The sequence below is a fragment of the Massilia sp. YIM B02443 genome (assembly GCF_030411955.1).
Taxonomy (GTDB): Bacteria; Pseudomonadota; Gammaproteobacteria; order Burkholderiales; family Burkholderiaceae_D; genus Telluria.
The window spans coordinates 38,218-60,779 of the sequence record NZ_JASNRA010000003.1; the positions used below are offsets into that span (position 1 = coordinate 38,218).

Sequence of the window (22,562 nt, forward strand, 5' to 3'; positions counted from 1 at the left end):
AGGTTTGGTGCGTAGCAATCCGACACGGCGGGCGCCGCCTCAGCGCTGGCGTTGCAGGCGCAGCAGCAGCCAGGCAGCGACCGAAGTGAACAGGACGGCCAGCACCAGCACGATCCAGAAGCCGTGCTCGCTCTGCGCGAGCGGCACGCCGCCCACGTTCATGCCGAGCAGGCCGGCGATCAGATTGATCGGCAGCGCCATCACGGTGACGATGGTCAGCAGGAACAGGCTGCGGTTATTGTCTTCGTTGACGCGCGCCGCGATCTCTTCCTGCAGCAGCTTGATCCGTTCCTGGAGGGCGGCCAGGTCGCTCAGCACCACCGTGAATTCCTCGGTCGCCTGGCGCAGCGCCTGGCGGTCGTCCGGCGCGACCCAGGCGGGCGGGCGCTGCAGCAGGCGGAACAGGGCGGCCGGCTCCGGCGCCAGCAGGCGCTGCAGGCGCACCAGCACGCGCCGCAGCGTGCCCAGGTCTTCGCGCTTGCGCGTCAGGCGCCCGGCCAGCAGCCGGTCTTCGATGGTGTCGACCCGCGCCACCGCGTCGCGCACGATGTTGACCAGGACGTCGGCCTGGTCCTGCAGCAGGTGCACCAGCAGCTCGAGCGGCGAGCGCAACCGTTCACCCTGGAGCACGGCCTGGCGCAGGCGTTCGATCGAGGCCAGCGGCTTGCGCCGCGCGCTGATCACCAGCTCGGGCGTGACGTGGGCCCACAGGGTCGAGATCTCGGCGCTGTCGATCGAAAAACCGTGCAGCACGTCGTTGACTACCGCGATCAGGGCATCGTCGGCGATTTCGATGCGGGTCGAGCGCGAGCCCTGGTGCAGGGTGCCGTAGAACTCGTCGGCCAGGCCGGCATGGGCGCGCAGCCAGCGTTCGCTGGCGGTGTTCGACAGGTTGAAGTGCAGCCACAGGAATTGGCCCGGCGCCGGTTGCCGCATCCAGTCGGCGGCATCGCGTACGCCAAGCGGCACGGCCTGGGCGTCGCCGATCAGGAAGCCCCATACCAGGCCCGAATCGTCGGAACCGTAATTGAATCCGGACACTGCCATCTCTTATCCCATAGCCATCAGCGATGGGCAATTGTAGAGCGTTCCGCTGCGGCAATGGCGGCATTTGCGCGTGCCGGATGGCGTGCGGCCGAATGGGACCGTCGCCGGGTGCTTGTCATCAAGATGAAACCGGCGCGCGCTATGCTGCGGTCCGTCTCTCCGCGTGATCCTGTATGGATAAGCGTTCATCCGTCGGCCTCGCGGCCGACGGTTTTTTTTTGAATTCGGGCATCCGGGTGGACGCCTTGTCGAACCGCCTGGCCGTCCGGCCGGCGCAGGAAAGGAAGTCATGCAGGATTCGCACATCGATCGCCGTGCCACCCCGGCGCTGCCGGCCGTCGGGCCCTACGCCGATCCGGCCCGTGTGGTCCGCCAGGGCATGGCGATCCAGGCCAGCCTGGGCACCCGCAGCGCGGTCGAATTCCTCAAGCAGCACGGCGTTCATGGCGAAGTGATCCATCGCGTGCTGATGGGCGAGCAGGTGCGCGCCGACGACCGCCAGGCGACGGACGGCGCGGCGCGCTGAGCCGTCAGCGCCAAGCCTTCAAGCGTGCTCGGTCAGTTCGCGCAGGATCGCGCACTGGCCGGCGGGACGCACCGCGTCGCAGCGCGAACGCAGCGACGACAGCTCGGCGCGCAAGGCGCCCAGCTCGGCGATCTGGCGGTCGATCTCGCTCAACTGGTGATCGACCAGGTCGTTGACGCCGCTGCAGGAACGCTCGGGCTGGTCCTGGTAGCCGAGCAGGGCGTCGACTTCGTTCAGCGACATGCCGAGCGCGCGGCAGCGCCGGATGAAGTGCAGCCGGGTCGCGTGGCTATCGTCGTACTGGCGGTAGTTGGCCTGCGTCCTGAGCGGCGGCGGCAGCAAACCCTTCGCTTCATAGAACCGGATCGTCTCAGGCAGGCAGCCCGTCATTTTCGCCAGTTCGCCAATGCGCATCGACATCACTTTCTCCGCTTGACCTTGCAGTCACTATAGGGTTTCCAATGGGGGGATTCTAATCCAGATGGCGATTCTTGGAGGTGTCCATGTCCGCATGCTGTGCCGGTTCCTGCAATGCTGCCGCACCGCCACCCGACGGCCGCTACCGCAAGGTGCTGTGGGCGGCCTTGCTGGTGAATGTTGCGATGTTCGGGGTCGAACTGGCGGCCAGCATGCGCGCCGGCTCGGTGGCGCTGCTGGCCGATTCGGCCGACTTCCTGGGCGACGCCGCCAACTATGGCGTGTCGCTGTTCGTGCTCGGGCTGGCGCCGGTCTGGCGTTCGCGCGCGGCCTGGGGCAAGGGACTGGTGATGGGCGTGTTCGGCGTGCTGGTGCTGGCGCGTGCGCTGTTGGGCGGGCTCGGCGGCGGCGTGCCGCATGCGCAGACCATGGGCGCGGTCGGGATGCTGGCGTTCGCTGCCAACGGCGCGGTGGCGGCGCTGCTGTACGCGTTTCGTAACGGCGACGCCAATATGCGCTCGGTGTGGCTGTGCACGCGCAACGACATGATCGGCAACCTGGCGGTGCTGCTGGCCGCGCTCGGCGTGTTCGGCACCCAGGCCGGATGGCCGGACATCGCGGTGGCGGCGATCATGGCCTTGCTCGGATTGTCGTCGGCGCGCGATGTGATGCGCCAGGCACGGCTGGAAATGCGCGCGCGCACGCCGCTGGCGGCGTCCTAGTCGTAGGCCAGGGGCGAGGCGCTGTTGCACGCCTGGCGTCCGGACGGCTCGTGCAGCAGCGCGGCCACGGCGGCGGCGACCCTGTCCGGCGCCAGCAGGTCGAGGCAGGCGTGGTGCACTTGCGGGCAGGTGCTGCGCAGGCAATCGCGGCAGTCGACCGGATGGAACAGCACCCGCTGCGCGACCTGCCACGGCGTGTGCTGGGGATTGGTCATGGCGTACAGGCTGACCACCGGCGTGCCGACGGCGGCGGCGATATGGGCCGGGCCGGTATTGTTGGCCACCAGCAGCCGCGCGCGCTGCAGCAACATCCCGAGCTGGGGCAAATCCAGGCGGCCGGCGAGCGAACGCGCCTTGAGGGGGCTGGACAGGGGCGGGTGGGGCATGGCGTTGGCGGCGCCGATCATGGCGTCGATGACGCGCGCTTCGGCGGCATCGCCGCTGAGGACGAGCTGGTGGTCCATGCTACCGAGCAGGCGCAGCAGCTCGGGCCAGTGGCGCGCCGGGTAGCGCCGTGACGGTGCGCTGGCGCCGGGATGCAAGACCAGGAAGGGCCGGCTGGAATCGATGCCGGCGCGGTCCAGGCAGGCGTCGAGCTCGGCGCCGGCATCGTCGGGCGCCGCGAACGACAGGTGCAATGCGCTTGTCGTGCAGCCGATCGCGGCAACCAGGTCGAGCTGGCGCTGCACTTCGTGGCGCTTGGCGCGTTCGCGCTCCGGTTCCTGCACCCAGTCGGTGAGCAGGGCGTAGGGATTCTCGCGGCAGGTGGCCAGGCGCAGCGGGATGCCGGCCAGGTGGCACAGCATGGCGGCGGGGAGGGCGCTCTGGCTGTACGAGGTGAAGATGACGGCGCCGTCGAAGGCATGGCGGCGCAGTTCGGCGGCCAGCCGGTGCAGGGAGGAGGATGAGGACGCGTCCATTCCTTCGGCGGTGTCCGCATTCCTCTTTTGCGGCGCGATCGCGCCCATGGTTTCTGCCGTGAACGTCTCCATTCCCTCCAGCGCGTCCGCATGTGCCTTGCTCATCGGAGCAGCATCCGTTTCCGCCACCTGAGCGGCATCCTTGCTCTCCATCCGAACAGCATCCATGCGTTGCAGCGGAAAAGCATCCCTTCCCGCCGCCGTGGCCGGCTGCTTCATCCACGGCACGTTCCAGACCAGCGCGGCATCGAGCTCGGGAATGCATGGCGCCACGGCCGCTCCGGCAGGGGAAGACAGCAGGGTCAGGTGGCGGCCCGGCACGGCATCGCGCAGCGCGCGCATGGCCGGCGTGCACATCAGCACGTCGCCGAGGGAGTCGAGGCGGATGCACAGGATGTGGCGCGCCGCCCGCCAGCGGGCGGCGGCGGCGGGGTTCGCGTTCAGGACTGCTGCCGGGCCGACGCGCGGTTCATCGTTCATCGCGAGATCCTGTGTGCACAGCGATTGCGTCGCTCGGTCCCGCGCGCATAACGATGACGCTCATCGCCCGTCCTCATGCAGGCGGCGGCGCCCGGCGTTCATCGCTCCTCCCCATGCCGGGCGATCAGCATGGCCGCGCTGTACAGGTCGGGCGCGATGCGCGTCGGCAGGCGGCGCGGACCGAGGCGCCATTCGGTTTCGTTGCCGTTGTCGATCAGCAGGGTGCGGCAGCCGGCGCGGTTGCCGGCTTCGACGTCGTGCAGGATGTCGCCGATCATCCACGAGGCGCGCAGGTCGATGCCGTGTTCGTGGGCCGCGCGCAGCAACATGCCGGGGGACGGCTTGCGGCAGGCGCAGGCGAAGGCATAGTCGCTGACCGTGCCGAGCGGATGGTGTGGGCAGTAATAAAAGCCGTCGAGCGAGAGCTGTTCGCGAAACAGCAGGTCGCTCAGGCGGTCGGCGACCGGCCCCATCGCGTCTTCGCCGAAGCAGCCATGCGCGATGCCGGACTGGTTCGAGACCACGAACAGGCGGTAGCCGAGCCCGGCCAGCAGGCGCAGGGCGGGCCCGGCCCCGCTCACCAGGCGGATGCGGCGCGGCTCGACGTTGAAGGGGAAGTCGTCGATCAGCGTGCCGTCCTTGTCGAGGAAGATCGCCTTCATGTCACGGCCACGATGTTTCGCGCAGCGGCAGGATGGTCAGCTCGGCGACTACGCTCGATGCCGGCAACAGCAGTACCGAGCGGATCGCGTCGGCCACGTCGTCGGGATCCTGCAAGGCGGCAGCGTCGAGTTCGGGGAAGCGTTCGAGCAGGAAGGGCGTGCGCATGCCGCCGGCCACCACGGCCGTGACGCGGATGCCGTAGGGCCGCAGTTCGGCATGCAGCGCATGCGACAGGCCGAGCAGGCCCCATTTGCTGGCGTGGTAGGCGCTGGCGTTGGGCCAGGCGCGCTTGGCGGCGGTGGAGGCGATGTTGACGATGGCGCCGCCACCCTGGCGCCGCATGGCCGCTGCCGCCTGGCGCGCCAGCACGAACGGGGCATTGAGGTTGGTGCCGATCACGCGCAGCCAGTCGCCGTCGCTCAGTTCGTGAAGCGGCAGGGTGATGTCGGTGCCCGCGTTGTTGACCAGGATGTCGAGCCGCCCATTGCCATCCAGAGCAGCATCGACCGCGCGCGCCGCTTCGTGCGGATCGGCCAGGTCGGCCGCGAAGCCGCGCGCGTCAAACCCGCGTTCGCGCAGGGCCGCCATGCCGTCGGCCAGGCGCCCGGCCTGGATGTCGACCCCGACCACGGTGGCGCCGGCCTCGCCCAGCACGCGCGCCAATGAAGCGCCCAGGCCGCTTGCCGCGCCGGTGATCAGGACGGTCTTGCCGGCGAGCGGCGCGGCGCGCGCCGGCGCCAGGGGCGACGCTGCAGACGCTGGCGCCGGGTCGTCCGATACCACTGGCGCCACTGCTGCCGCCGAAATTGCCGATGTTGCCGATGCTGCGGGTGTGATCATGCGCTCTCCTGGCTGGATAGGAAGGCGGGCCGGTGGGCCGCCCGGGTTTCTTCGAGGACTTCGGTATAGACCGTCATCACCTGCTGCGCGACGCGCTGCCAGGTGTAGTGTTCGCAGGCGCGTACCCGTCCGAGCTGGCCCATGCGCTGGGCGCGCTCGGGCTGGCGCTGTAGCCGGGCCAGGCGATCGGCCAGGGCTTCCGGATCGCGCGGCGGCACCAGGTAGCCGGTGATGCCGTCGAGTACCGTGTTCTTGATGCCGCCGACGCCGGCGCCGACCACGGCGCGCGCGCAGGCCATCGCCTCGACCGGTGTGATGCCGAAAGGTTCGTACCAGGGCGTGCTGGCGAACACGTCGGCGGCGGCGTAGTAGTCGCGCAGGATGTCGCGCGGCTGGCGGCCCTCGAAGCGGACGTGGGCCGCGATGCCGAGTTCGCGTGCCAGCTGGCGCAGGCGCGCGAGTTCGGCGCCGTCGTGGCCGGACGCTGGATCCTGTAAGCGATCGCGGCCGATAGGGTCATGTCGGGTGGTGTTGCCGCCATCGCCGAGGGTCCCTCCAGCGCCGTCGGCAGTAGTAGCAGTATCAGCACCATCGGTATCAGCACCCAAAGCGCCAGCACCAGCACCCTCGGCACCAGCACCCTCGGCACCAGCACCCTCGGCACCAGCACCCTCGGCACCAGCACCCTCGGCACCAGCACCCTCGGCACCAGCACCGTCATCAATAACACCACTAGCACTATCAAAAGCACGACGAGCTCCATCAAGTGCATCACTGCCACCATCAGCACCATCAGCACCGTCAGCACCGTCAGCACCATCAGCACCATCAGCACCATTGCCAGCTTGCTGGAGTGCTGCCTGAATCGCCGGCGTGGTGCTGACGTGTCCGGCTTCGGCCGTGGGATCATCGCCGCCGACGATCACCAGCTCGGCGTCGACGCCGTGGCGCTGGCGCAGCATGGCGACGCTCTGGATGACGGTGTCGACGCCCTTGCGCGGCACCATGCGCCCCAGTTGCAGCACGACGAAGCGGCTGCCGGGGATACGCAGGCGCTGGCGCGCCTCGCGCATCGGCACCGGCCAGAATTCGGCGGGCGAGAAGCCACACGGGACGACCGCGATGCGCGGGGATGGCGCGTCGTACAGGTGTTCCATGTCGAGCCGGTCTTGCGGGCATTCGGCGATCACGCGGCCGGCGTCGCGCATCAGGTCGCTTTCGATCTGGACGCGCTGGACCGGAAAGCCGTCGGCGGTGCCCTGGGCCAGGCGCCGCACCTGCCCCAGCGCATGGAAGGTGATCACGAAGGGCAGGTTGAGCGTACGCCGCAGGTGCGCCGCCACCATGCCGGACATGAAGAAGTTGGCGTGTACCAGGTCGTACATGGCCGGCTGGCGGCGCGCAAAGCGCGCCACGAAGCGTGCGAAGGCGTCGATATAGGGCAGCATCTGTTCTTTCGGCACATGGCGCGCCGGGCCGGCCGGGACGTGGATCACGCGCACGCCGTCCAACCAGTCGACTACCGGCCGCAGTCCGGGCGCATTGCGCCGGGTGAAGATGTCGACCGCGACGCCGGCGCGCGCCAGCTCGCGCGCGAGTTGCGCCACGTAGACGTTCTGGCCGCCGCAGTCGATGCTGCCCGGTTCGGCCAGCGGCGAGGCGTGGTCGCTGATCATGGCGATGCGGCGCGGCAGCGCCGGGGCGGCATCGGCATGCGTGATTGCCGATGCCTGCGGCAGCTTTGCATCGGCTTCATCGGAGCGCGCCGGCCCCAGCCCGTCGTCCCCGGGCCAGCCGGCGTCCAGCGAGACCGCGATCGTCGGTGCATCGTGTGGCTTCATGCGGACTCCTGGTGAGCGTGACGGAGGGAGTGGGCGGGCAGGTCGGTGACGTGGCGCAGCGTGGCGTCCCAGTCGCGGCTGAAGCGCTCGATGGAAAAGCGTTCCATGGCACGCTGCCGGCCGCGTTCGCCAAGAGCGCGCGCCAGCGCCGGTTCGCGCAGCAGGGTTTGCATGTGGCTGCACAGGACCTCGGGGCGCGTGTCGGAAAATCCGGACACGCCGTTCTCGATCACGGTGGCCATCTCGGTCGTGGCCAGCGCCACCACCGGCATGCCGATCATCATGGCTTCGATCACCGACAGGCCCAGGCTGGAATAGCGGATCGGACTGAACAAAAAGCGGTAGCGCGCGGCGAACCCGAACAGCTGGCCGTGCTCGACTTCGCCGAGTCCGCCCAGTTCATCGGACGCCATGCCGACCAGGTCGAGCGGCAACTGGCGCCGTGCCGCCAGGAACAGGTCGGGCCCCATGCGCCGGCCGCGCCGCGCCAGGTTGTTGCTGATCACCAGGCCGCGCGCCAGTTCACCGTGCCAGGCGACGCCGGACGGCGCCGCCACGCCGTGCTCGATGACGCGCGTCGGCGTGCGGCCGCTGTTCCACGCCAGGGCGTTATACGGCGTGACGTGCACCAGCAGCACGTTGGGGTCGTCCACCGGATGCCGGGTCTCGGTGGGGTGCGCCAGCGGCGGATCGTGCTCGAGGTAGATGCGCGGCAGCGCCCGCTGAGCCGGCGTCAACAGATCGTACTGGTCGCGTTCCCATTGATGGTCGTCCTGGAACAGGATGCAATCGAACTGGCGCGTGCGCGCGGTCTCGGCCGGCAGGTCGTGGACGTTGTCACCCCATGGATGGTGGCCGCAGCGGCCGCCGTAGCCGGGTGGGCGGCCGGGACGCGACAGCACGTGGAAGTCGTGCGGCGCGTGCGACAGGTAATACAGGTAGCTGCCATGCGTGTGCCACGTGAGGACCTGGAGCCGGCGCATGGGGGCCTCACGCGAAGCGCACGCGGAAACGCACGGCGCCGGCCAGGCGCCAGAACACGGCCAGCGGCGGCAGCAGCAGCGAGGTGAGCGCCATCTCGGCCACGTGCGAGACGCTGTGCGCGGTGCCGTGCAGGCGCCGCGCGCACAGGCGCACGGTGAGCGCCAGCCAGGCCAGGGCGCCGGCCAGCGCCAGCCAGCGCGCGCCCAGCAGCCAGCTGCCCAGCGTCAACAGCAGCGCACCGACGATGGCGTAGTGTTCCCAGCACGGGTGCGCCTCGACGCGCTGGCGGTACAGGGCGGGATGCTTCTTGTACAGCAGAGCGTCGAACACGACGTGGCGGATCTGCAGCAGGCTCGCCCCCCACGGCGCCGGACGCACCGGGTGGGTGGCCAGCGCCAGTGGCGCGCGTACGATGCGCACGCCGTGCTCGAGCAGCCGGAAGTGCAGGTCGGCGTCGCTGCCGCGCTGCACGCTGAAGCGCTCGTCGAAACCGTCCAGGCGTTCGAGCACCGGCTTGTGGATGAAGCAGTTGGCGCTGCTGAAATCGGCGCGTTCGTGGGCGTGGGCGCTGCGCTGGCGGTCGGTCGGACGCGCCGGCACCGGGGTCTCGATGCGCCCGCACGCCACCTCGGCGCCGTCGCCGAAAGCCGACAGGCCGTGTTCGAGCCAGCCCGGCGCCGGCACCGCGTCGTCGCTGGTGAAGGCGACGATGGCGCCGCGTGCGGCGCGCCAGCCGCGGTTGCGCGCGGCGGACGGGCCGCGCGGGCCGGTGTTGGCGACGTAGACCAGGCGCGGGCCGCGTTCGAGGGTGCGGGTGCGCCAGCCGGCCACCAGGTGCAGGGTGTTGTGGTTGGGTTCGTCGTCGACGACGATGACTTCGTAGCTGCGCGGGTCGAGGGTCTGGCGCATCAAGGCATCCAGACTGCGGTCGAGCAGGTCCATGCGGCCGCAAGCCGGCAGCACCACCGAGACGGTGGTCAGGACGTCGGCGCTCGGGACGTCATCCGTGGCTGGCATGTGATGTCTCCCCCTGGTCTCGTTCGCCACTTCATCGTGACGATCGTGAGCGGTTCGATTGCCGGGTTACGGCTGGGGTTCCGCGACATCTGTACAGCTTGGAGGTGGATCAATCGTTTGCCCATAAACGTCGTCCCCGCGAAGGCGGGGACCCAAGTCCGTTGCGTAGCCACTGCGTTTGATTGCACTGGTACGCACCGAAACTTGGGTCCCCGCCTGCGCGGGGAGTCATTACGACCAATGGGAGTAATGACGGTCTTGAGGATAACGTTCCGAATTTACGCTAACGATATGCTGCTTGCGCGTTGTTAGCGATATATCGCGGGCGCCTCACAATCACCCCCGCGAGAACCCCGTGTCGTCATCCATCTTGCGATCGCCCGCCAATTTATTGGCCCCGCCCGGGCTGCGCGGGTAGCCGCCGGCGGCGTCGTTCGATTCGTGCACCGGATTCGGTTCGGCGTGCATGCTACCGCCCGGCTTGTAGCCCGGGTTCTCGCTGGTCGGGCCGGTGCCGCCGGGGCTGCGCGGCAGGCCGCCGGCGACGTCGTTCGACTGGTGCACGTCGTGGCTGCCGGCGTCGCGCGCGCCGGCGGCGGTTTGCGAGCCGCTGCGGTCGGTGCTGTCGGCCGACTGGCCGGCCTGGCTGGCGCCGCGCTCGGACGCTTCGATGCGCTCGATGCCGCCGCTCTGGCGGTTGCCGTAGATGTCGCCCTGCTGCGCGCCCGGCAGGCCGGCTTCGGTGCCATGCGCGTCGGGGCCGCTGTTACCCGGGACCACGCCGTGGTGGCGGCCGAGCGAGCCGCCCTGCAGCTCGGGCTGGGCCGGGTTCTGCGGATTCATGGCTTCGGTGGCCTGGGTGTTGCCCTGGCGGTTGGCCGGATGGTCGCGCAGCGAAGTGCCGGAGTCGGCCGGACGGTGGCCGACCGGCTGCTCGAGTTCGCCCCAGGCGCCGGAACGCATCTCCATCTGGCGCTGGTGGCTGTCGGTGATGCCCTGCTGCGGGCCGGAGCCGCCGGTCTGCTGGGTCTGCATCGAGCCACCCGGCAGGTCGCCGCCCTGGCCGCTGCCGTCCGGGCTGCCGCCCAGGCCGGCCTGGTCGTGTCCGCCCGAATGCGCCATGCCGGTGCCCGACATGCCGCGCTGTTCGCTGGCGCCGTTCGGGTAGGTGTGGTCGTTCGGACCACTGGTGGTGTTGCCTTTGGCGCCGGGCGTCCACTTTTCGTTGGCGCCATTATTGGTTTGATTGTTGCTCTCGCTGCGTTGGTTCGCATCCATGTCGGCCTCCTGATTTGTTGGATTAAGCAGACGGCTCATGGCCATCCAATAGTGCCATGATGCGCGTTCGGCGGCGCCGCACGAATAGGAAGAGGTAGGGGGACGATGTAGGACTATTTCTGACGAGCCCACTCTAAATTTATTGATCAGCGGAAGTCAATTTCGTAAGTGCATTTTCTGTCGCCTATAGTCCTACAAAGTCATCTGAAATGCTCCTATACCCTCATCTAAATTGCATGCCTAAGATGACTTCCGACTCATCGCTCATCGGCGTGAAACCCTGCGGCGAAGGGGTCTTCAGCCTGCCGCAGGACGCGGCGGTTTCAAAAAGCGTACAGGGAGAAGATCATCATGGCTTCAAGCAACCAAGGTAACAAGCAGACCGGCAACCAGGGTAACAGCCAGAGTAGCGGTACCCGCAATCGTGGCTTCGCATCGATGGATCCGGCGCGCCAGCGCGAGATCGCCAGCCAGGGCGGCAAGGCCGCCCACGCCAAGGGTACGGCTCACGAGTTCACCTCGGAAGAGGCACGCCGCGCCGGTAGCATGAGCCATGGCAACCGTCAGTCGGCCAGCGCCAGCGCCGGTGCAGCCAGCACCTCGCGCACCAGCAGCAAGAGCGGCAACCGCCAAAGCACACAGGGCGGCAGCCGCGGCGGCTCCAAGGAGTAATCCCGGAGCCGTACCAGCCGCCGATCCGGCCGCACGCTGCTGCCTGGCGCAGCGGGTGTAGCCGGGCAGCGGCGCACGCACACACAAAACGGGGAGCCAGTCGGCTCCCCGTTTTGTTGAGGGGGCCGGTTGGCCCCCGTTTCATTTCCATTACCACACAAAATGCCGAATGGATGCGGTAGAATCGCTGCGCCTTTTTCAACCTTCCCAAGGATCAACGTCGTGAAATCACCGGTCATTCGTCAAGTCAAAAGCCTGTCCATGTCGTGCGACCGGATCGGCAACCTGTTGCTGGCCAAGTTCTCTTCGCACGGCGCGGGCGACGTATGCTTCCAGGTGCCGGCCTCGATCGTGTTCTGGCTGCTGCAGCACTTGCCGGCCAACCGCGATCCGCGCCTGCAACCGCCGCCGGCCGGCCCGGCCATCACGCAGCGCGACTGGGACATGCAGATGCCGCGCGCCCTGTTCGTCAATTGCAAGGAACTGCCTGGCGCGATCCGCATGACCTTCGTGTTCGAGCACGCGCCTGACCTGACCCTGGTGCTGAATCGCAGCAACGTCGAACTGCTGCGCCAGGTCATGCAGATGTACACCAAGGACTTGATCAACCTCGAAGCGCAATAACCTTCTTCACTGGCCCGCGCCGCGCATCCGGACGGCAGGGCCGATCCGGTATGATGGCCGGCCAGAACCCGACAATTTGCAGCCGGCGCAGCCTGCGCGCTGGCCATGAAAGGATCGCCATGCCCATCAAGATCAGCACCATGTTCGACTCCGGTTCGATCGACGTCGTCGATGCCGCCGACCCGTCCCGGATCGACCTGAACCTGCGCAAGGATTCGCACGCCGACATCCATCAATGGTTCCACTTCCGCCTGCAGGGCGCGCGCGACCAGGCGGTCACGATGCGCTTCCTGAACGCCGGCCAGGCCACCTATCCGAAGGGCTTCGAGGATTACCAGGCGGTGGCGAGCTACGACACCGAGAACTGGTTCCGCGTCCCTACCAGCTTCGATGGCCAGGTCATGACCATCGAGCACACCCCGGAGCTGGACAGCGTCTATTACGCCTACTTCGAGCCGTACAGCTGGGAACGCCACCTGCGCCTGCTGGGCGAAGTGGCCGAGAATCCGATCGCGCGCGTGCACGACATCGGCTCCACGGTCGACGGCCGCGACATGAACCTGGTGGTGATCGGCAACCCGCAAGCCGAGAAAAAGATCTGGGTCATCGCGCGCCAGCACCCGGGCGAGTCGATGGCCGAGTGGTTCGTGGAAGGCATGATGGATGCGCTGCTCGACAACGCCAATCCGGTCTCGCGCAAGCTCTTGCAGCGCGCCGTGTTCTACATCGTCCCGAACATGAACCCGGACGGCTCGGTGCGCGGCAACCTGCGCACCAACGCCGCCGGCGCCAACCTGAATCGCGAGTGGATGAACCCGTCGCTCGAGCGCAGCCCGGAAGTGCTGTGCGTGAAGCAGAAGATCGAAGAGATCGGCATCGACATGTTCTTCGACATCCATGGCGACGAAGCGCTGCCGTACAACTTCGTGGCCGGCTGCGAGATGCTGGAAGACTTCACCGCCGAACGCGCGATGGAGCAGAGCAGCTTCATCGACAATTACATCTCTTGCAGCCCGGACTTCCAGAAGGAATTCGGCTACGCCGCCAGCAAGTACAACGACGAACTCTTGACGCTGGCTTCGAAGTACGTCGGCCACCACTTCAAGTGCCTGTCGCTGACGCTGGAAATGCCGTTCAAGGACAACGCCAACCTGCCGGACGCGCACACCGGCTGGAACGGCGCGCGCAGCGCCGGCCTGGGCGCGGCGATGCTGCAGCCGATCCTGCAGGCGCTGGGCTGAAGCCATGGGCATTGAGATCGAGCGCAAGTTCCTCCCGGCGAGCGACGACTGGCGCTCGCTCGGCGAGGCGGTCCTGGTGCGCCAGGGCTATCTGACCTCCGACCCGCTGCGCACGGTGCGCGTGCGCATCTATGGCGGCGAGGGCTTCCTGACCATCAAGAGCAAGAGCGAAGGCGCCTCGCGCGGCGAGTGGGAATATCCGATCCCGCTGCAGGACGCGTCCGAACTGCTCGACCGCCTGTGCGAGCGGCCGCTGGTGGAGAAGTATCGGCGCCGCATCGCGCACGCCGGCTTCACCTGGGAAGTCGATGAATTCCTGGGCGATAACGCCGGCTTGGTGGTGGCCGAGATCGAACTGCCGTCGGAAGATGCCGCCTTCGAGCGCCCTGACTGGATCGGCCAGGAAGTCACCGGCGACAAGCGCTACTACAACTCCAACCTGATCCGTTCACCTTATTCCACCTGGACCCAGCCACGATGACCTTGACGCGCCGCCGCCTGCTTGCCGTTTCTCTCTCAACCGCAATTGGGCTGGCGCTGCCGTCGGCCGGTGCATTCGCTGCTGACGCCGGGAGCTACTTCCCGCCGGCCGGCGAATGGGCGCGCAAGGACGCGGCCCAGCTCGGCATGGACCCGGCGGCACTGGCGGCAGCGGTGCAGTTCGCGCAGTCGCACGAAACCGACTGGCCGCGCGATTTGTCGACCCAGGAAACCATCTTCGGCGAGCGTCTGGGTTCGATGCCGACGCGGCGCGCGGCGACCAGCGGCGTGGTGATCTACAAGGGCTATGTGGTAGCCGAGTTCGGCGACACGCGCTTCGTCGATCCGACTTATTCGGTGGCCAAGAGCATGCTGGCCACTGTCGCCGGCATTGCCGTGCGCGACGGCCGCATCAAGGTCGATGAGCGGGTGGCGCAGCGCGTGCAGGACGGCGGCTACGACGCGCCGCAGAACGCCCCGATCACCTGGAAGCAGCACCTGCAGCAGGAGTCGGAGTGGGAAGGCACGCTGTGGGGCAAGCACAGCAATTTTATCGGCAAGGCTGCCTTCGGCAAGGGCGAGCGCAAGCCGCGCGCGTTGCAGGCGCCGGGCAGCTTCTACGAATACAACGACACCCGCATCAACCGCTTCGCGCTGTCGCTGCTGAACGTGTTCGGCCAGTCGGTGCCGGAAGTGTTCCAGCAGCAGGTCATGGACCCGATCGGCGGCTCCAGCAGCTGGAAATGGCTGCCTTACCATAACAGCTACGTGGAACTGAACGGCAAGCAGGTGCCGTCGGTCAGCGGCGGCACGCGCTGGGGCGGCGGCATGTGGATCGACAGCTGGGACATGGCGCGCTTTGGCTACCTGTGGCTGCATCATGGCGCGTGGAATGGCAGGCAGATCCTGCCGGCGTCGTACGTCAAGGACGCCTTGACGCCGAGCGCGCATGGACCGGACTACGGCTACCTGTGGTGGCTCAACACCAAGGGCAAGAATTTGCCGGGCTTGCCGGCGAATGCTTTCGCCGCATTGGGCGCGGGCAGCAACACCATCGTCGTCTCGCCCGACCATGACCTGGTGGTCGTGTGGCGCTGGCACTCGGGTAATACGGCCGAGTTCACCAAGCGCGTGATCGCCGCGATCCGCAAATAGCATCCGTGCTTTGTCGCGCCGCGGCAGGCGGCGCGGCGCCCTGCGCCACTGCGCGCAACCCTTCTCCTTTCCTGTTCCGTATGTCATCCATAACAGCCCTCGCGTACGCGCGCGCGCACGTCCAATTGTGCGGAGCAAAACGGGTGATTGATGATATATTTTTGGCATTAATTCCACCCGCGATGCGGTGTCGCGTGTCTCTCGTTTGACTCGGCATTTTCAATCTTCATCACCGTGTTCGACTCGAGGCAAGGCGCACGCCCGGCATTGCCAACACCACCAGGACACAAGAAGATGAAAAAGAATATCGCCATCGTCGGCGCAGGGTTTTCCGGGGCAGTGATCGCCAACCAGCTGGCCAAGGAAGGCTATACGGTTGACGTGTTCGAATCGCGTCCCCACGTCGCAGGCAACTGCTACTCGGAACGCGACAGCGAGACCGGCGTCATGGTGCATATCTACGGTCCGCACATCTTCCACACCGACAATGAGCGCGCCTGGGAGTTCGTCAACCGCTACGCCGAGTTCAAGCCCTACGTCAACCGCGTCAAGGCGATCACCGACAACAAGGTGTTCACGCTGCCGATCAACCTGTTGACCATCAACCAGTTCTTCAACAAGACCATGGGTCCGGCCGAAGCGCAGGAATTCCTGGCCAACCTGGGCGACAAGTCGATCGAGAACCCGACCACCTTCGAAGAACAGGCGCTGCGTTTCGTCGGCCGCGAGCTGTACGAAGCCTTCTTCAAGACCTACACCATCAAGCAATGGGGCCTGCAGCCGAGCGAACTGCCGGCCAGCATCCTGAAGCGCCTGCCGGTGCGCTTCAATTACGACGACAATTACTTCAACCACAAATACCAGGGCATGCCGGCCAACGGCTACACCGAGCTGGTGCAGAACATCCTGGACGTGCCGGGCGTGACCGTGCACCTAAACACCATGTTCGATCCGTCGACCAAGGGCGACTACGAACACGTGTTCTACAGCGGCCCGATCGACGCCTGGTTCAAGCACAGCGATGGCCGCCTGCCGTACCGCACGCTGGACTTCGAGGTGTTCCGCGCCGACGGCGACTTCCAGGGCAATGCCGTGATCAATTACTGCGATGGCGAAAAGCCGTACACCCGCATCACCGAGCACAAGCACTTCTCGCCGTGGGAACAGCATGACAAGACCATCTGCTACGCCGAGTACAGCCGCCAGTGCGAAGAAAAGGACATCCCGTACTATCCGATCCGCCAGACCCGCGAAAAGGCGCAGCTGGAACTGTACGTGAACAAGGCCAAGCAGGAAGAGAACGTCACCTTCGTCGGCCGCCTGGGCACCTACCGCTACCTGGACATGGACGTCACCATCCATGAAGCGTTGCTGACCTCGGACAAGTTCCTGGAAAGCGCGAAGAATGGCGCGCGCATGCCGGCATTCACCATCGACCCGATGGCCTGATTTTCGCTCGCCAAAGAAGAAGGGCGCCGTCCGCATTGCTGCGGGCGGCGCCCTTTTTTATCGCGCTGAAGCTTCGGGAAAGCTTGGCGCAGACACGGTCGCGACTGCCGGCGCTGCAGGCCCGCGCGGGCCCGCCTCAACCGATCAGTGGAAGTGCTCGGTCCCGGCCGGCGCGTCTTCCGGCATCTCGGCATGCACCAGTTCACCGGTCGGGTCGGCGAACAACGGCGAGCCGCAATCGTCGCAGTACTCGGCCGCATAGCGCTCGTTGATGCGTTTGACGTGGGCGATGCCGGCGTCGTTCAGGTGGGCGATGATCTCGTTGATCGGGCTCAGGAGCTGTCCGGTGGCGGCCAGCGGGCCTTCCATCGGCGTGCCTTCCTCGTCTTCCTGGCCGTACAGCGGCCAGACGATGCCGTACACCACGTCGGCGCTCTGGCGCATCGTGAACGAAACCCGGTATTCGTCGATCTGGATGTCGGCCGCTTCCTCGCCGAAACCCGCCACCACGGCGCGCAGGTCGGACGCTTCCACGCCCAGCGTGTTGGTGAGATAGTGCACGGCGGCGCGGATCGAGATCGGGCGGATCAGTTTATCCGCTTCGCGGCAGGTCACGTAATACGCTTCCGGCAGCAGCAGCTCGATGCCGCAGCCCGGCAGCAGGCGCGCCACGTTGGCGGTGGCTTGCGCGCGCCATTGTTCCAGGCAGCGGTTGCGTTCTTCGGCAAAGCGCAGTTGGTGCTGCGGCTCTTGCCAGCGGAAGATCGGCTCGCCGGCCGGCGCCACCACGGCCACGACCAGATAGCGGGTGTCGGCCAGGAAGGCCGGCACTTCTTCGGCGCTCGGGGCCGGCTTGATGGTGCCGCCCTTGTGCGCGGCGGCGGCCAGCTTGTGGGTCAGCGCATAGGTTTCGGAATGGGTGCGCGGCAACTGGTCGAGCGAATACAGGGTCGGCGCCATCGCCATGCGCGTGCCTTCGGCCAGCAGGTGGCCGGAGAAGTGCGCGCCGAGGGTGGCCAGCAGGTCCGACGGGATATTGCCGGTGGCGATGGAGAAACGGGTCCAGGCCAGGATTGGCGCCGCGATCAAGAGCGCCTGCCAGGTGACGTCGCCTTTTTCGGTCTGTTCGACCATGCACGACGATTCGCTGACCGCTTCCACGGTATCCATCAGCACGTCGTAGGAGGCGAGGTCATCCTTGAACAGGGTATTCAGGGCGCTGTCGACGCTGTCCTGATGATTGAGCTTGAGCAGCTTTTGCAGGTGCGTGTCCAGCTGGCGTTCCCAGGCCCGTTCCTCGGCCCGGCTGGCAGCTTGCATGAGGGCTTGCGAGAGGCTGACGAGGCGCTGGCTTTCTGCGGAGAGTTTGGTTGAATCTTTGGAAGGACGACGCATGGCGCTTGTGAGTCTCTTGTCGGTGAATGAATCGAAAGTTCAGTGGGTCATGATAAACCCATATCCCCGGTATTGTAGTTGATTCGGCCACAAGTCACGAATACCGGCGGCGGCGCCCGGGTGCGCACGACAGCGCTTGCATGTCGGCGCGAGCCGGTACATAATGAGAACGATTCTCATTCAAAGCCATGTTGAAGGTGCAAGCGTGGCCCAGGGTGCGATTCGATTGAGGCTGCCCGCGACCGGGAAACTCGTCGGTAGCTGGTTTGGCAGCATTGTTTCACGGAGTACCACCCCCGCCGGGAAACCGGATTTGCCCCTCCTGGCGCCGCCAGGGGGGATTTTTTTGTTGGCATTCAAAAAAGAACTGAACATGATGCTGCATATTCCCGGCGTGCTGACGCCGGAGCAGGTGGCGCAGATCCGCGCCCGCCTCGATCAATCTCCCGAATGGATCGACGGCCGCGAAAGCGTCGGGCCGCAGGGCGCGCGGGTCAAGCGCAACCGCCAGCTGGGCGAGAGTACGCCGCTGGCGCTCGAGCTCGGCCAGATCGTCAGCGCGGCGCTGATGGCCAATCCCCTGTTCTTCGCCGCGGCGTTGCCTCTGCGGGTGCTGACGCCTTACTTCAACGCCTACAGCGGCGGCGAGCATTACGGCCTGCACGTGGACGGCGCGATCCGCGCCCAACGCGGCGGCTTGCCGCCGCTGCGGGCCGACGTGTCGACCACGGTGTTTCTGAGCGGGCCGGACGAGTACGACGGCGGAGAGCTGGAAGTGGTGGACCTGTACGGGACGCACGAGGTCAAGCTGGATGCGGGCGATGCGATCGTGTATTCGTCCGGCAGCATTCACCAGGTCAAGCTGGTGACGCGTGGGGAGCGGGTGGCGTCGTTCCTGTGGACGCAGAGCATGGTGCGCGATGACGGCAAGCGGGCCATGTTGCTCGACCTCGATACGCATATCCAGCGGCTGCGCGCCGAGCACGGCGAATCCGAGACGACCGTGGGGTTGACGGCGCATTATCACAACCTGTTGCGGATGTGGGCCGAGGTGTGATGCGCTAAAAAGCAACTGCGTTAGAGGTTGCGAGCAAACGAGCAGTTGACGTGATCGTCTGAGTTTTTGTTGGTTTTACCTTAATGCCCGATGAGCTCCATCGGGCGTTTTGTTTTTCCGAGACACAGTGGAGTTTATTCGGAATATTCCGACAGGTCGACATTGCCTTTGCTCAATTTTTAATGAAGGGAAACTGCCAAAATTCACGCTTATTCAGAAGTGGATCATGGGAGACCGCCGTGCACATTGGTGATGAACTCGTCAGTCTTATGCAGGAGAACAGATACCTGCAAACCACACATCGCCCAATTCGGCTCAAGCTTTTCCATCTAGGCAAGCAGATCAGCGATATCCTGCTTCCGCAGTTTATCCGCGGGAACGAAACCGTATGCGGCGGGCTCGACTATCAGGTCGACTGTGTGGCTACTTCAAACACGCTTCCCCTAAAAGAATTAATCGGTTTGGTCGCCACTATTGAATTTGTCACTGACCGCGGGTCTTTACGACGGGTCAGCGGAATTGTCGCGCAGGCAAATTCCGGCGAATTCGACGGATCAATCGCCAGCTATCGCATCGTCATCCGTGATGTCATGGCGATCATGGAACAGCGTGTCAACACCCGAATCTTCCGAAGGATGAGCTGGCCGCAGGTCGTAACTGTGGTGCTGGACGAATGGGCGCGCTCGAACAGCGCGCTGGCCGGGATTTTTGATTATGAATTCGCGCCAGGATTTCACATGGAGGCGCACTCTGAGCGCGAACAGACAATCCAGTTCAACGAATCGGATGCGGCGTTCGTACGCCGCCTGCTGAAGCGGTCGGGAATCGGCTGGTTCTTCCGGCCGGGCCGTCATCGTGCACGTCCAACGGAGCAGCAGGCCGGTGATGTGCAGGAGGCGCACACACTCACGTTGTTCGATGCATCCAGCATTTTTGATCAGAACGCGGCCGGCGTCGTGCGGTTCCATCGCGACGACGCCACTGAAGAGCGTGACTCGATTACAGGTTGGGCAGGTGTTCGCACGCTTCAACCGGGCAGCGCGAATGTATTCAGCTGGGACTACAAGCGATCAGCAAATATCGATTTTATGCATGCCGAGGTTCCAGGCATGGCCAACCAAGGTCCATTGGGCAACGAGCTGGCTGGAAGCGTGCAAGAGTTTATTGTCGAATCGCCCCATGTAGCTGGTGATGACGAAGAATTGTACCGCCAGGGCCGGTTGCGTATGCAACGCAAGGAGCTTGATGCGAAGCGTTTTACAGGCGAAGGAAGCGTACGCGACTTTCGTGCAGGTGAATACTTCACGATCAAGGGGCATCCGGAGATCGACCGGCATCCAGCAACGGAGCGAGACTTCGTTATCACATCAATTGATATCAGAGCACGAAATAATTTGCCGAGGAGCCTGGAAGAGCGAGTACAGCACCTGTTCGCTCGTAATGGCTGGCATGGCGCGGTTACCAGCTTCAATCCGGCCGGCGCCCCAGAAGCGCCCGCGTTTCATCTGCGGTTCGATGCGGTGCGACGCGGTATTCCGATTGTGCCAGCATTTGACCCGCGTACCGACCTGCGTGATCCGGGTCTGCAGACCGCCCTTGTGGTCGGCGGAGAAAAAGATGTCGTGTATTGCGATGAGTTCGGCCGTGTAAAGATTCGCTTCCCCGCAATGCGTCAGGCTGACCACCAGCATGCAAAAGGTGCCGGTGCGTCAAATACGGATAGCGATTCCGCGTGGGTAAGAGTAGGGACAAATTGGGCTGGCAGTAGCAGTTCACGTTGCGGGACGCTGGCGTTGCCGCGTGTCGGAACCGAAGTTCTGGTGGCCTTTCTGGGCGGAGATCCCGACAAACCGATCATCATTGCGCAGCTATACAACGGACAGGCTCTCCCCGCGCCTTTGAGCGAGCGGGCGAATGTGCCACAGACGCGGTTTCTGTCTGGGATGCGCAGTGAAGAGATTCAGGGTTCACGTGCGAACCAGCTGCGCTTCGACGATACGCCGCGCGAAATCAGCGCCCAATTGGCAAGCGACGAGGGCGCTTCACAACTGAATCTCGGTTGGCTCACGCATCCACGGGGAGAGGGCCATCGGCCTCGGGGCGAGGGGGCGGAGTTGCGCAGCGACCATGCCGTGGCAATCCGAGGCGGCAAGGGCGTGCTGATTACGGCTGACCCGCGTAACAAGGCCGAAGGCAAGCAGCTGGACCGGGAGGAACTCATCGGATTGGCAGACGGATTACGCGACATATCCGATCAGCTCGCGAAGCTGGCGGAGGCCCACGCGAAAGATCCTGCCAGCGGTCCTCTATTGACAGAACTGTTGGACAAGCTCAGGCATCTCGATCACGGCACCAACGCCGTTGAAAGCGGCGGCGGTTCAGGCGGAGCCGGGATTGTGGCAATCGCTGGCCCGGCTGGCATCATCATGGCGAGCGCGGAAAGCGTGGTAATTGGCGCTGAAAAGAATGCCGACTTCATCACGGTTGCGGATACGTCCTTGACCACCGGGGGGAAGACATCAGTACGTGCGGGGCAGGGAATCAGCATGTTTGCCAACGATGGCGGAATGAAGTATATCGCGGCACGTGGCGGCGTAAGGACTGAGGCCCAGGATGGCGTAATTGAACAGGTCGCGAAGAAGGTGATGGAGCTGATCAGCACGACGGACTGGATCAATATCAAGGCTAGAAAAGGTGTACGGATATACGGCGGTGGCAGTGAGTTGAAGATCAGCGCTGAGGGGATCATTGCTAATACAACTGGTAATAGTCATGTGTACGCCGCGGATCATCAGACGTTTGCGAAGAAAGCGTCCGAGATGCAGTTTCCTGACGAACTGCCGCATCATGATATTTGCATTCCTTGCATGCTCGCGGCCGCACGTGCACATAGTCCACTAGTGGAGGCGGAATGAATGATCATAGGTGCGAGATGTTTGTCTATTTCCTGATTGATAATGGACTGCTGCAAGAAGTGTCGGCAGGCTATAGCGAAGATGATGTGAAAAGCCGTCCTGAATGGCTAGAGCCGCTTTATTCCGAACGTGCTTTGGAGGTCAGTCCACTCCTAGTAGATATCGAATCTGCTTACGAAGAAGGTGCCCTTGATCAGGTCATGGGTTACTTGAATGCGTGCAAGCCCGCGCTCCACGTATCGATCATCGAAACTAGCCTGGACCTTAAACAGATCGCTCAACATCTGCGCCGCTTTATCTTTATTCTCGACTCTGCGGGGAAACAGTTCACGCTCAGGTATGGTGATTGCGCAGTGCTCGCGGTACTCCCCTCGATCTTAAATCCAGAGCAATGGGCAGCTATGAGCTTGCCAATCTCACAATGGAATATTTGCAACCGATCAGGAGCGATCGTGCGACTTCCGCTAAATCATTTCACTTCAAGCACACCGACGCCAATATGTTTGGAGCAGGATCAGTTGGATGCCCTTGAGGAATCTAGTGAGCCTGACCATTTCGTTGCCAAAGTGAGGATGATGCACCATGGTGCTGACTTTCCGGGTAGCGCTGCTGATCAATACACTTGGGCATGTGCTGCGCGCCAAATTTGGCGTGCAGCAAATAACTCAAATGAGTTGTGTTTAACTTTTTTGACAGAGGCGGCTATTTTTACGCGCGGCAATATTTTGAGAAGACAAGCCATCCAAGAATTTCTTGCAATTGAAAAGGCAGGGATATTTCGAGAAAGGTTGCAAGAACTGGTCAGGCAGATGAGCTCAATCTGACTTTGTAATAGCAAT

Annotated in this window: 21 protein-coding genes; 11 read left to right on the forward strand and 10 right to left on the reverse strand. The window is 64.8% G+C overall.

Annotated features, from left to right (window positions below; genetic code table 11):
• Positions 1-39: 39 nt before the first annotated feature.
• Positions 40-1,047 (reverse strand): transporter, encoded by a 1,008-nt coding sequence (locus QPK27_RS04455; protein WP_290417005.1) that lies wholly within the window; start codon positions 1,045-1,047, stop codon positions 40-42.
• Positions 1,048-1,336: 289 nt separating this feature from the next.
• On the opposite strand from QPK27_RS04455, the gene QPK27_RS04460 reads away from it, so the two are divergent.
• Positions 1,337-1,573, forward strand: a complete 237-nt coding sequence (locus QPK27_RS04460; RefSeq protein WP_290417006.1) for a hypothetical protein — start codon at positions 1,337-1,339, stop codon at positions 1,571-1,573.
• An 18-nt stretch (positions 1,574-1,591) separates the two neighbouring features.
• Here the strand turns inward: QPK27_RS04460 and cadR are convergent, their stop codons facing one another.
• On the reverse strand, positions 1,592-1,993 hold the full coding sequence (gene cadR, locus QPK27_RS04465; RefSeq protein ID WP_290417007.1) for a Cd(II)/Pb(II)-responsive transcriptional regulator: 402 nt from the start codon (positions 1,991-1,993) through the stop codon (positions 1,592-1,594).
• Between the two features lie 83 nt (positions 1,994-2,076).
• Here cadR and QPK27_RS04470 point away from each other — a divergent pair, with 83 nt between their 5' ends.
• Entirely contained in the window at positions 2,077-2,712 is a 636-nt protein-coding gene (locus tag QPK27_RS04470) for a cation transporter (RefSeq protein ID WP_290417008.1), read from the forward strand.
• Here the strand turns inward: QPK27_RS04470 and QPK27_RS04475 are convergent.
• From QPK27_RS04475 to QPK27_RS04510, 7 genes are all read right to left on the reverse strand, one after another.
• Entirely contained in the window at positions 2,709-4,112 is a 1,404-nt protein-coding gene (locus tag QPK27_RS04475) for a glycosyltransferase family 9 protein (protein ID WP_290417009.1), read from the reverse strand. The two genes, QPK27_RS04470 and QPK27_RS04475, sit on opposite strands and share 4 nt — an antisense overlap.
• Positions 4,113-4,210: 98 nt before the next feature.
• Positions 4,211-4,774 (reverse strand): HAD family hydrolase, encoded by a 564-nt coding sequence (locus tag QPK27_RS04480; RefSeq protein WP_290417010.1) that lies wholly within the window; start codon positions 4,772-4,774, stop codon positions 4,211-4,213.
• Position 4,775: 1 nt separating this feature from the next.
• Positions 4,776-5,615, reverse strand: a complete 840-nt coding sequence (locus QPK27_RS04485) for an SDR family oxidoreductase (RefSeq protein ID WP_290417011.1) — start codon at positions 5,613-5,615, stop codon at positions 4,776-4,778.
• Positions 5,612-7,456 (reverse strand): glycosyltransferase, encoded by a 1,845-nt coding sequence (locus QPK27_RS25430; RefSeq protein ID WP_374047011.1) that lies wholly within the window; start codon positions 7,454-7,456, stop codon positions 5,612-5,614. The genes QPK27_RS04485 and QPK27_RS25430 overlap by 4 nt, the downstream gene beginning before the upstream one ends.
• Complete coding sequence (locus QPK27_RS04500) at positions 7,453-8,439, reverse strand: glycosyltransferase family 4 protein (RefSeq protein WP_290417012.1); 987 nt, start codon at positions 8,437-8,439, stop codon at positions 7,453-7,455. Before QPK27_RS04500 ends, QPK27_RS25430 begins: the two co-directional genes overlap by 4 nt.
• A 7-nt stretch (positions 8,440-8,446) precedes the next feature.
• Positions 8,447-9,457 carry a glycosyltransferase family 2 protein gene (locus QPK27_RS04505; RefSeq protein WP_290417013.1) on the reverse strand — a complete coding sequence of 337 codons (1,011 nt, stop codon included), beginning with the start codon at positions 9,455-9,457 and terminating at the stop codon, positions 8,447-8,449.
• 336 nt (positions 9,458-9,793) lie between these two features.
• Positions 9,794-10,735 (reverse strand): hypothetical protein, encoded by a 942-nt coding sequence (locus tag QPK27_RS04510; protein ID WP_290417014.1) that lies wholly within the window; start codon positions 10,733-10,735, stop codon positions 9,794-9,796.
• 351 nt (positions 10,736-11,086) lie between these two features.
• On the opposite strand from QPK27_RS04510, the gene QPK27_RS04515 reads away from it, so the two are divergent.
• The 6 genes from QPK27_RS04515 to glf all read left to right on the forward strand — a co-directional run bounded on the left by QPK27_RS04515 (position 11,087) and on the right by glf (position 16,356).
• Positions 11,087-11,407: a KGG domain-containing protein gene (locus tag QPK27_RS04515; RefSeq protein WP_290417015.1), complete on the forward strand. Its 321-nt coding sequence runs from the start codon at positions 11,087-11,089 to the stop codon at positions 11,405-11,407.
• A gap of 261 nt (positions 11,408-11,668) precedes the next feature.
• Positions 11,669-12,031 (forward strand): hypothetical protein, encoded by a 363-nt coding sequence (locus QPK27_RS04520; RefSeq protein WP_290417016.1) that lies wholly within the window; start codon positions 11,669-11,671, stop codon positions 12,029-12,031.
• A 119-nt stretch (positions 12,032-12,150) separates the two neighbouring features.
• The gene (locus QPK27_RS04525; RefSeq protein ID WP_290417017.1) at positions 12,151-13,272 is read left to right on the forward strand and encodes a M14-type cytosolic carboxypeptidase; all 1,122 of its coding nucleotides are present in this window, start codon (positions 12,151-12,153) and stop codon (positions 13,270-13,272) included.
• A 4-nt stretch (positions 13,273-13,276) separates the two neighbouring features.
• Complete coding sequence (locus tag QPK27_RS04530; RefSeq protein ID WP_290417018.1) at positions 13,277-13,753, forward strand: CYTH domain-containing protein; 477 nt, start codon at positions 13,277-13,279, stop codon at positions 13,751-13,753.
• Positions 13,750-14,907, forward strand: coding sequence for a serine hydrolase (locus QPK27_RS04535; RefSeq protein WP_290417019.1), 1,158 nt, complete (start codon positions 13,750-13,752; stop codon positions 14,905-14,907). Before QPK27_RS04530 ends, QPK27_RS04535 begins: the two co-directional genes overlap by 4 nt.
• A 294-nt stretch (positions 14,908-15,201) precedes the next feature.
• Positions 15,202-16,356, forward strand: a complete 1,155-nt coding sequence (gene glf / locus QPK27_RS04540) for a UDP-galactopyranose mutase (RefSeq protein ID WP_290417020.1) — start codon at positions 15,202-15,204, stop codon at positions 16,354-16,356.
• Between the two features lie 144 nt (positions 16,357-16,500).
• On the opposite strand, the gene QPK27_RS04545 is transcribed toward glf, so the two are convergent.
• Positions 16,501-17,751, reverse strand: a complete 1,251-nt coding sequence (locus QPK27_RS04545; protein ID WP_290417021.1) for a DUF2863 family protein — start codon at positions 17,749-17,751, stop codon at positions 16,501-16,503.
• A gap of 373 nt (positions 17,752-18,124) precedes the next feature.
• Here QPK27_RS04545 and QPK27_RS04550 point away from each other — a divergent pair, with 373 nt between their 5' ends.
• The 3 genes from QPK27_RS04550 to QPK27_RS04560 all read left to right on the forward strand — a co-directional run bounded on the left by QPK27_RS04550 (position 18,125) and on the right by QPK27_RS04560 (position 22,547).
• Positions 18,125-18,808: a Fe2+-dependent dioxygenase gene (locus tag QPK27_RS04550; protein WP_290417237.1), complete on the forward strand. Its 684-nt coding sequence runs from the start codon at positions 18,125-18,127 to the stop codon at positions 18,806-18,808.
• 239 nt (positions 18,809-19,047) lie between these two features.
• Positions 19,048-21,723, forward strand: a complete 2,676-nt coding sequence (locus tag QPK27_RS04555) for a type VI secretion system Vgr family protein (RefSeq protein ID WP_290417022.1) — start codon at positions 19,048-19,050, stop codon at positions 21,721-21,723.
• A 17-nt stretch (positions 21,724-21,740) separates the two neighbouring features.
• Positions 21,741-22,547, forward strand: a complete 807-nt coding sequence (locus QPK27_RS04560) for a DUF4123 domain-containing protein (protein ID WP_290417023.1) — start codon at positions 21,741-21,743, stop codon at positions 22,545-22,547.
• The last annotated feature ends 15 nt before the right edge of the window (positions 22,548-22,562 follow it).

Coding starts and splice junctions, on each gene's coding strand:
- QPK27_RS04455 (WP_290417005.1), bottom strand. CDS start 1,047: ATGGCAGTGTCCGGATTCAATTACGGTTCCGACGATTCGGGCCTGGTA.
- QPK27_RS04460 (WP_290417006.1), top strand. CDS start 1,337: ATGCAGGATTCGCACATCGATCGCCGTGCCACCCCGGCGCTGCCGGCC.
- cadR (WP_290417007.1), bottom strand. CDS start 1,993: ATGTCGATGCGCATTGGCGAACTGGCGAAAATGACGGGCTGCCTGCCT.
- QPK27_RS04470 (WP_290417008.1), top strand. CDS start 2,077: ATGTCCGCATGCTGTGCCGGTTCCTGCAATGCTGCCGCACCGCCACCC.
- QPK27_RS04475 (WP_290417009.1), bottom strand. CDS start 4,112: ATGAACGATGAACCGCGCGTCGGCCCGGCAGCAGTCCTGAACGCGAAC.
- QPK27_RS04480 (WP_290417010.1), bottom strand. CDS start 4,774: ATGAAGGCGATCTTCCTCGACAAGGACGGCACGCTGATCGACGACTTC.
- QPK27_RS04485 (WP_290417011.1), bottom strand. CDS start 5,615: ATGATCACACCCGCAGCATCGGCAACATCGGCAATTTCGGCGGCAGCA.
- QPK27_RS25430 (WP_374047011.1), bottom strand. CDS start 7,456: ATGAAGCCACACGATGCACCGACGATCGCGGTCTCGCTGGACGCCGGC.
- QPK27_RS04500 (WP_290417012.1), bottom strand. CDS start 8,439: ATGCGCCGGCTCCAGGTCCTCACGTGGCACACGCATGGCAGCTACCTG.
- QPK27_RS04505 (WP_290417013.1), bottom strand. CDS start 9,457: ATGCCAGCCACGGATGACGTCCCGAGCGCCGACGTCCTGACCACCGTC.
- QPK27_RS04510 (WP_290417014.1), bottom strand. CDS start 10,735: ATGGATGCGAACCAACGCAGCGAGAGCAACAATCAAACCAATAATGGC.
- QPK27_RS04515 (WP_290417015.1), top strand. CDS start 11,087: ATGGCTTCAAGCAACCAAGGTAACAAGCAGACCGGCAACCAGGGTAAC.
- QPK27_RS04520 (WP_290417016.1), top strand. CDS start 11,669: ATGTCGTGCGACCGGATCGGCAACCTGTTGCTGGCCAAGTTCTCTTCG.
- QPK27_RS04525 (WP_290417017.1), top strand. CDS start 12,151: ATGCCCATCAAGATCAGCACCATGTTCGACTCCGGTTCGATCGACGTC.
- QPK27_RS04530 (WP_290417018.1), top strand. CDS start 13,277: ATGGGCATTGAGATCGAGCGCAAGTTCCTCCCGGCGAGCGACGACTGG.
- QPK27_RS04535 (WP_290417019.1), top strand. CDS start 13,750: ATGACCTTGACGCGCCGCCGCCTGCTTGCCGTTTCTCTCTCAACCGCA.
- glf (WP_290417020.1), top strand. CDS start 15,202: ATGAAAAAGAATATCGCCATCGTCGGCGCAGGGTTTTCCGGGGCAGTG.
- QPK27_RS04545 (WP_290417021.1), bottom strand. CDS start 17,751: ATGCGTCGTCCTTCCAAAGATTCAACCAAACTCTCCGCAGAAAGCCAG.
- QPK27_RS04550 (WP_290417237.1), top strand. CDS start 18,125: ATGATGCTGCATATTCCCGGCGTGCTGACGCCGGAGCAGGTGGCGCAG.
- QPK27_RS04560 (WP_290417023.1), top strand. CDS start 21,741: ATGTTTGTCTATTTCCTGATTGATAATGGACTGCTGCAAGAAGTGTCG.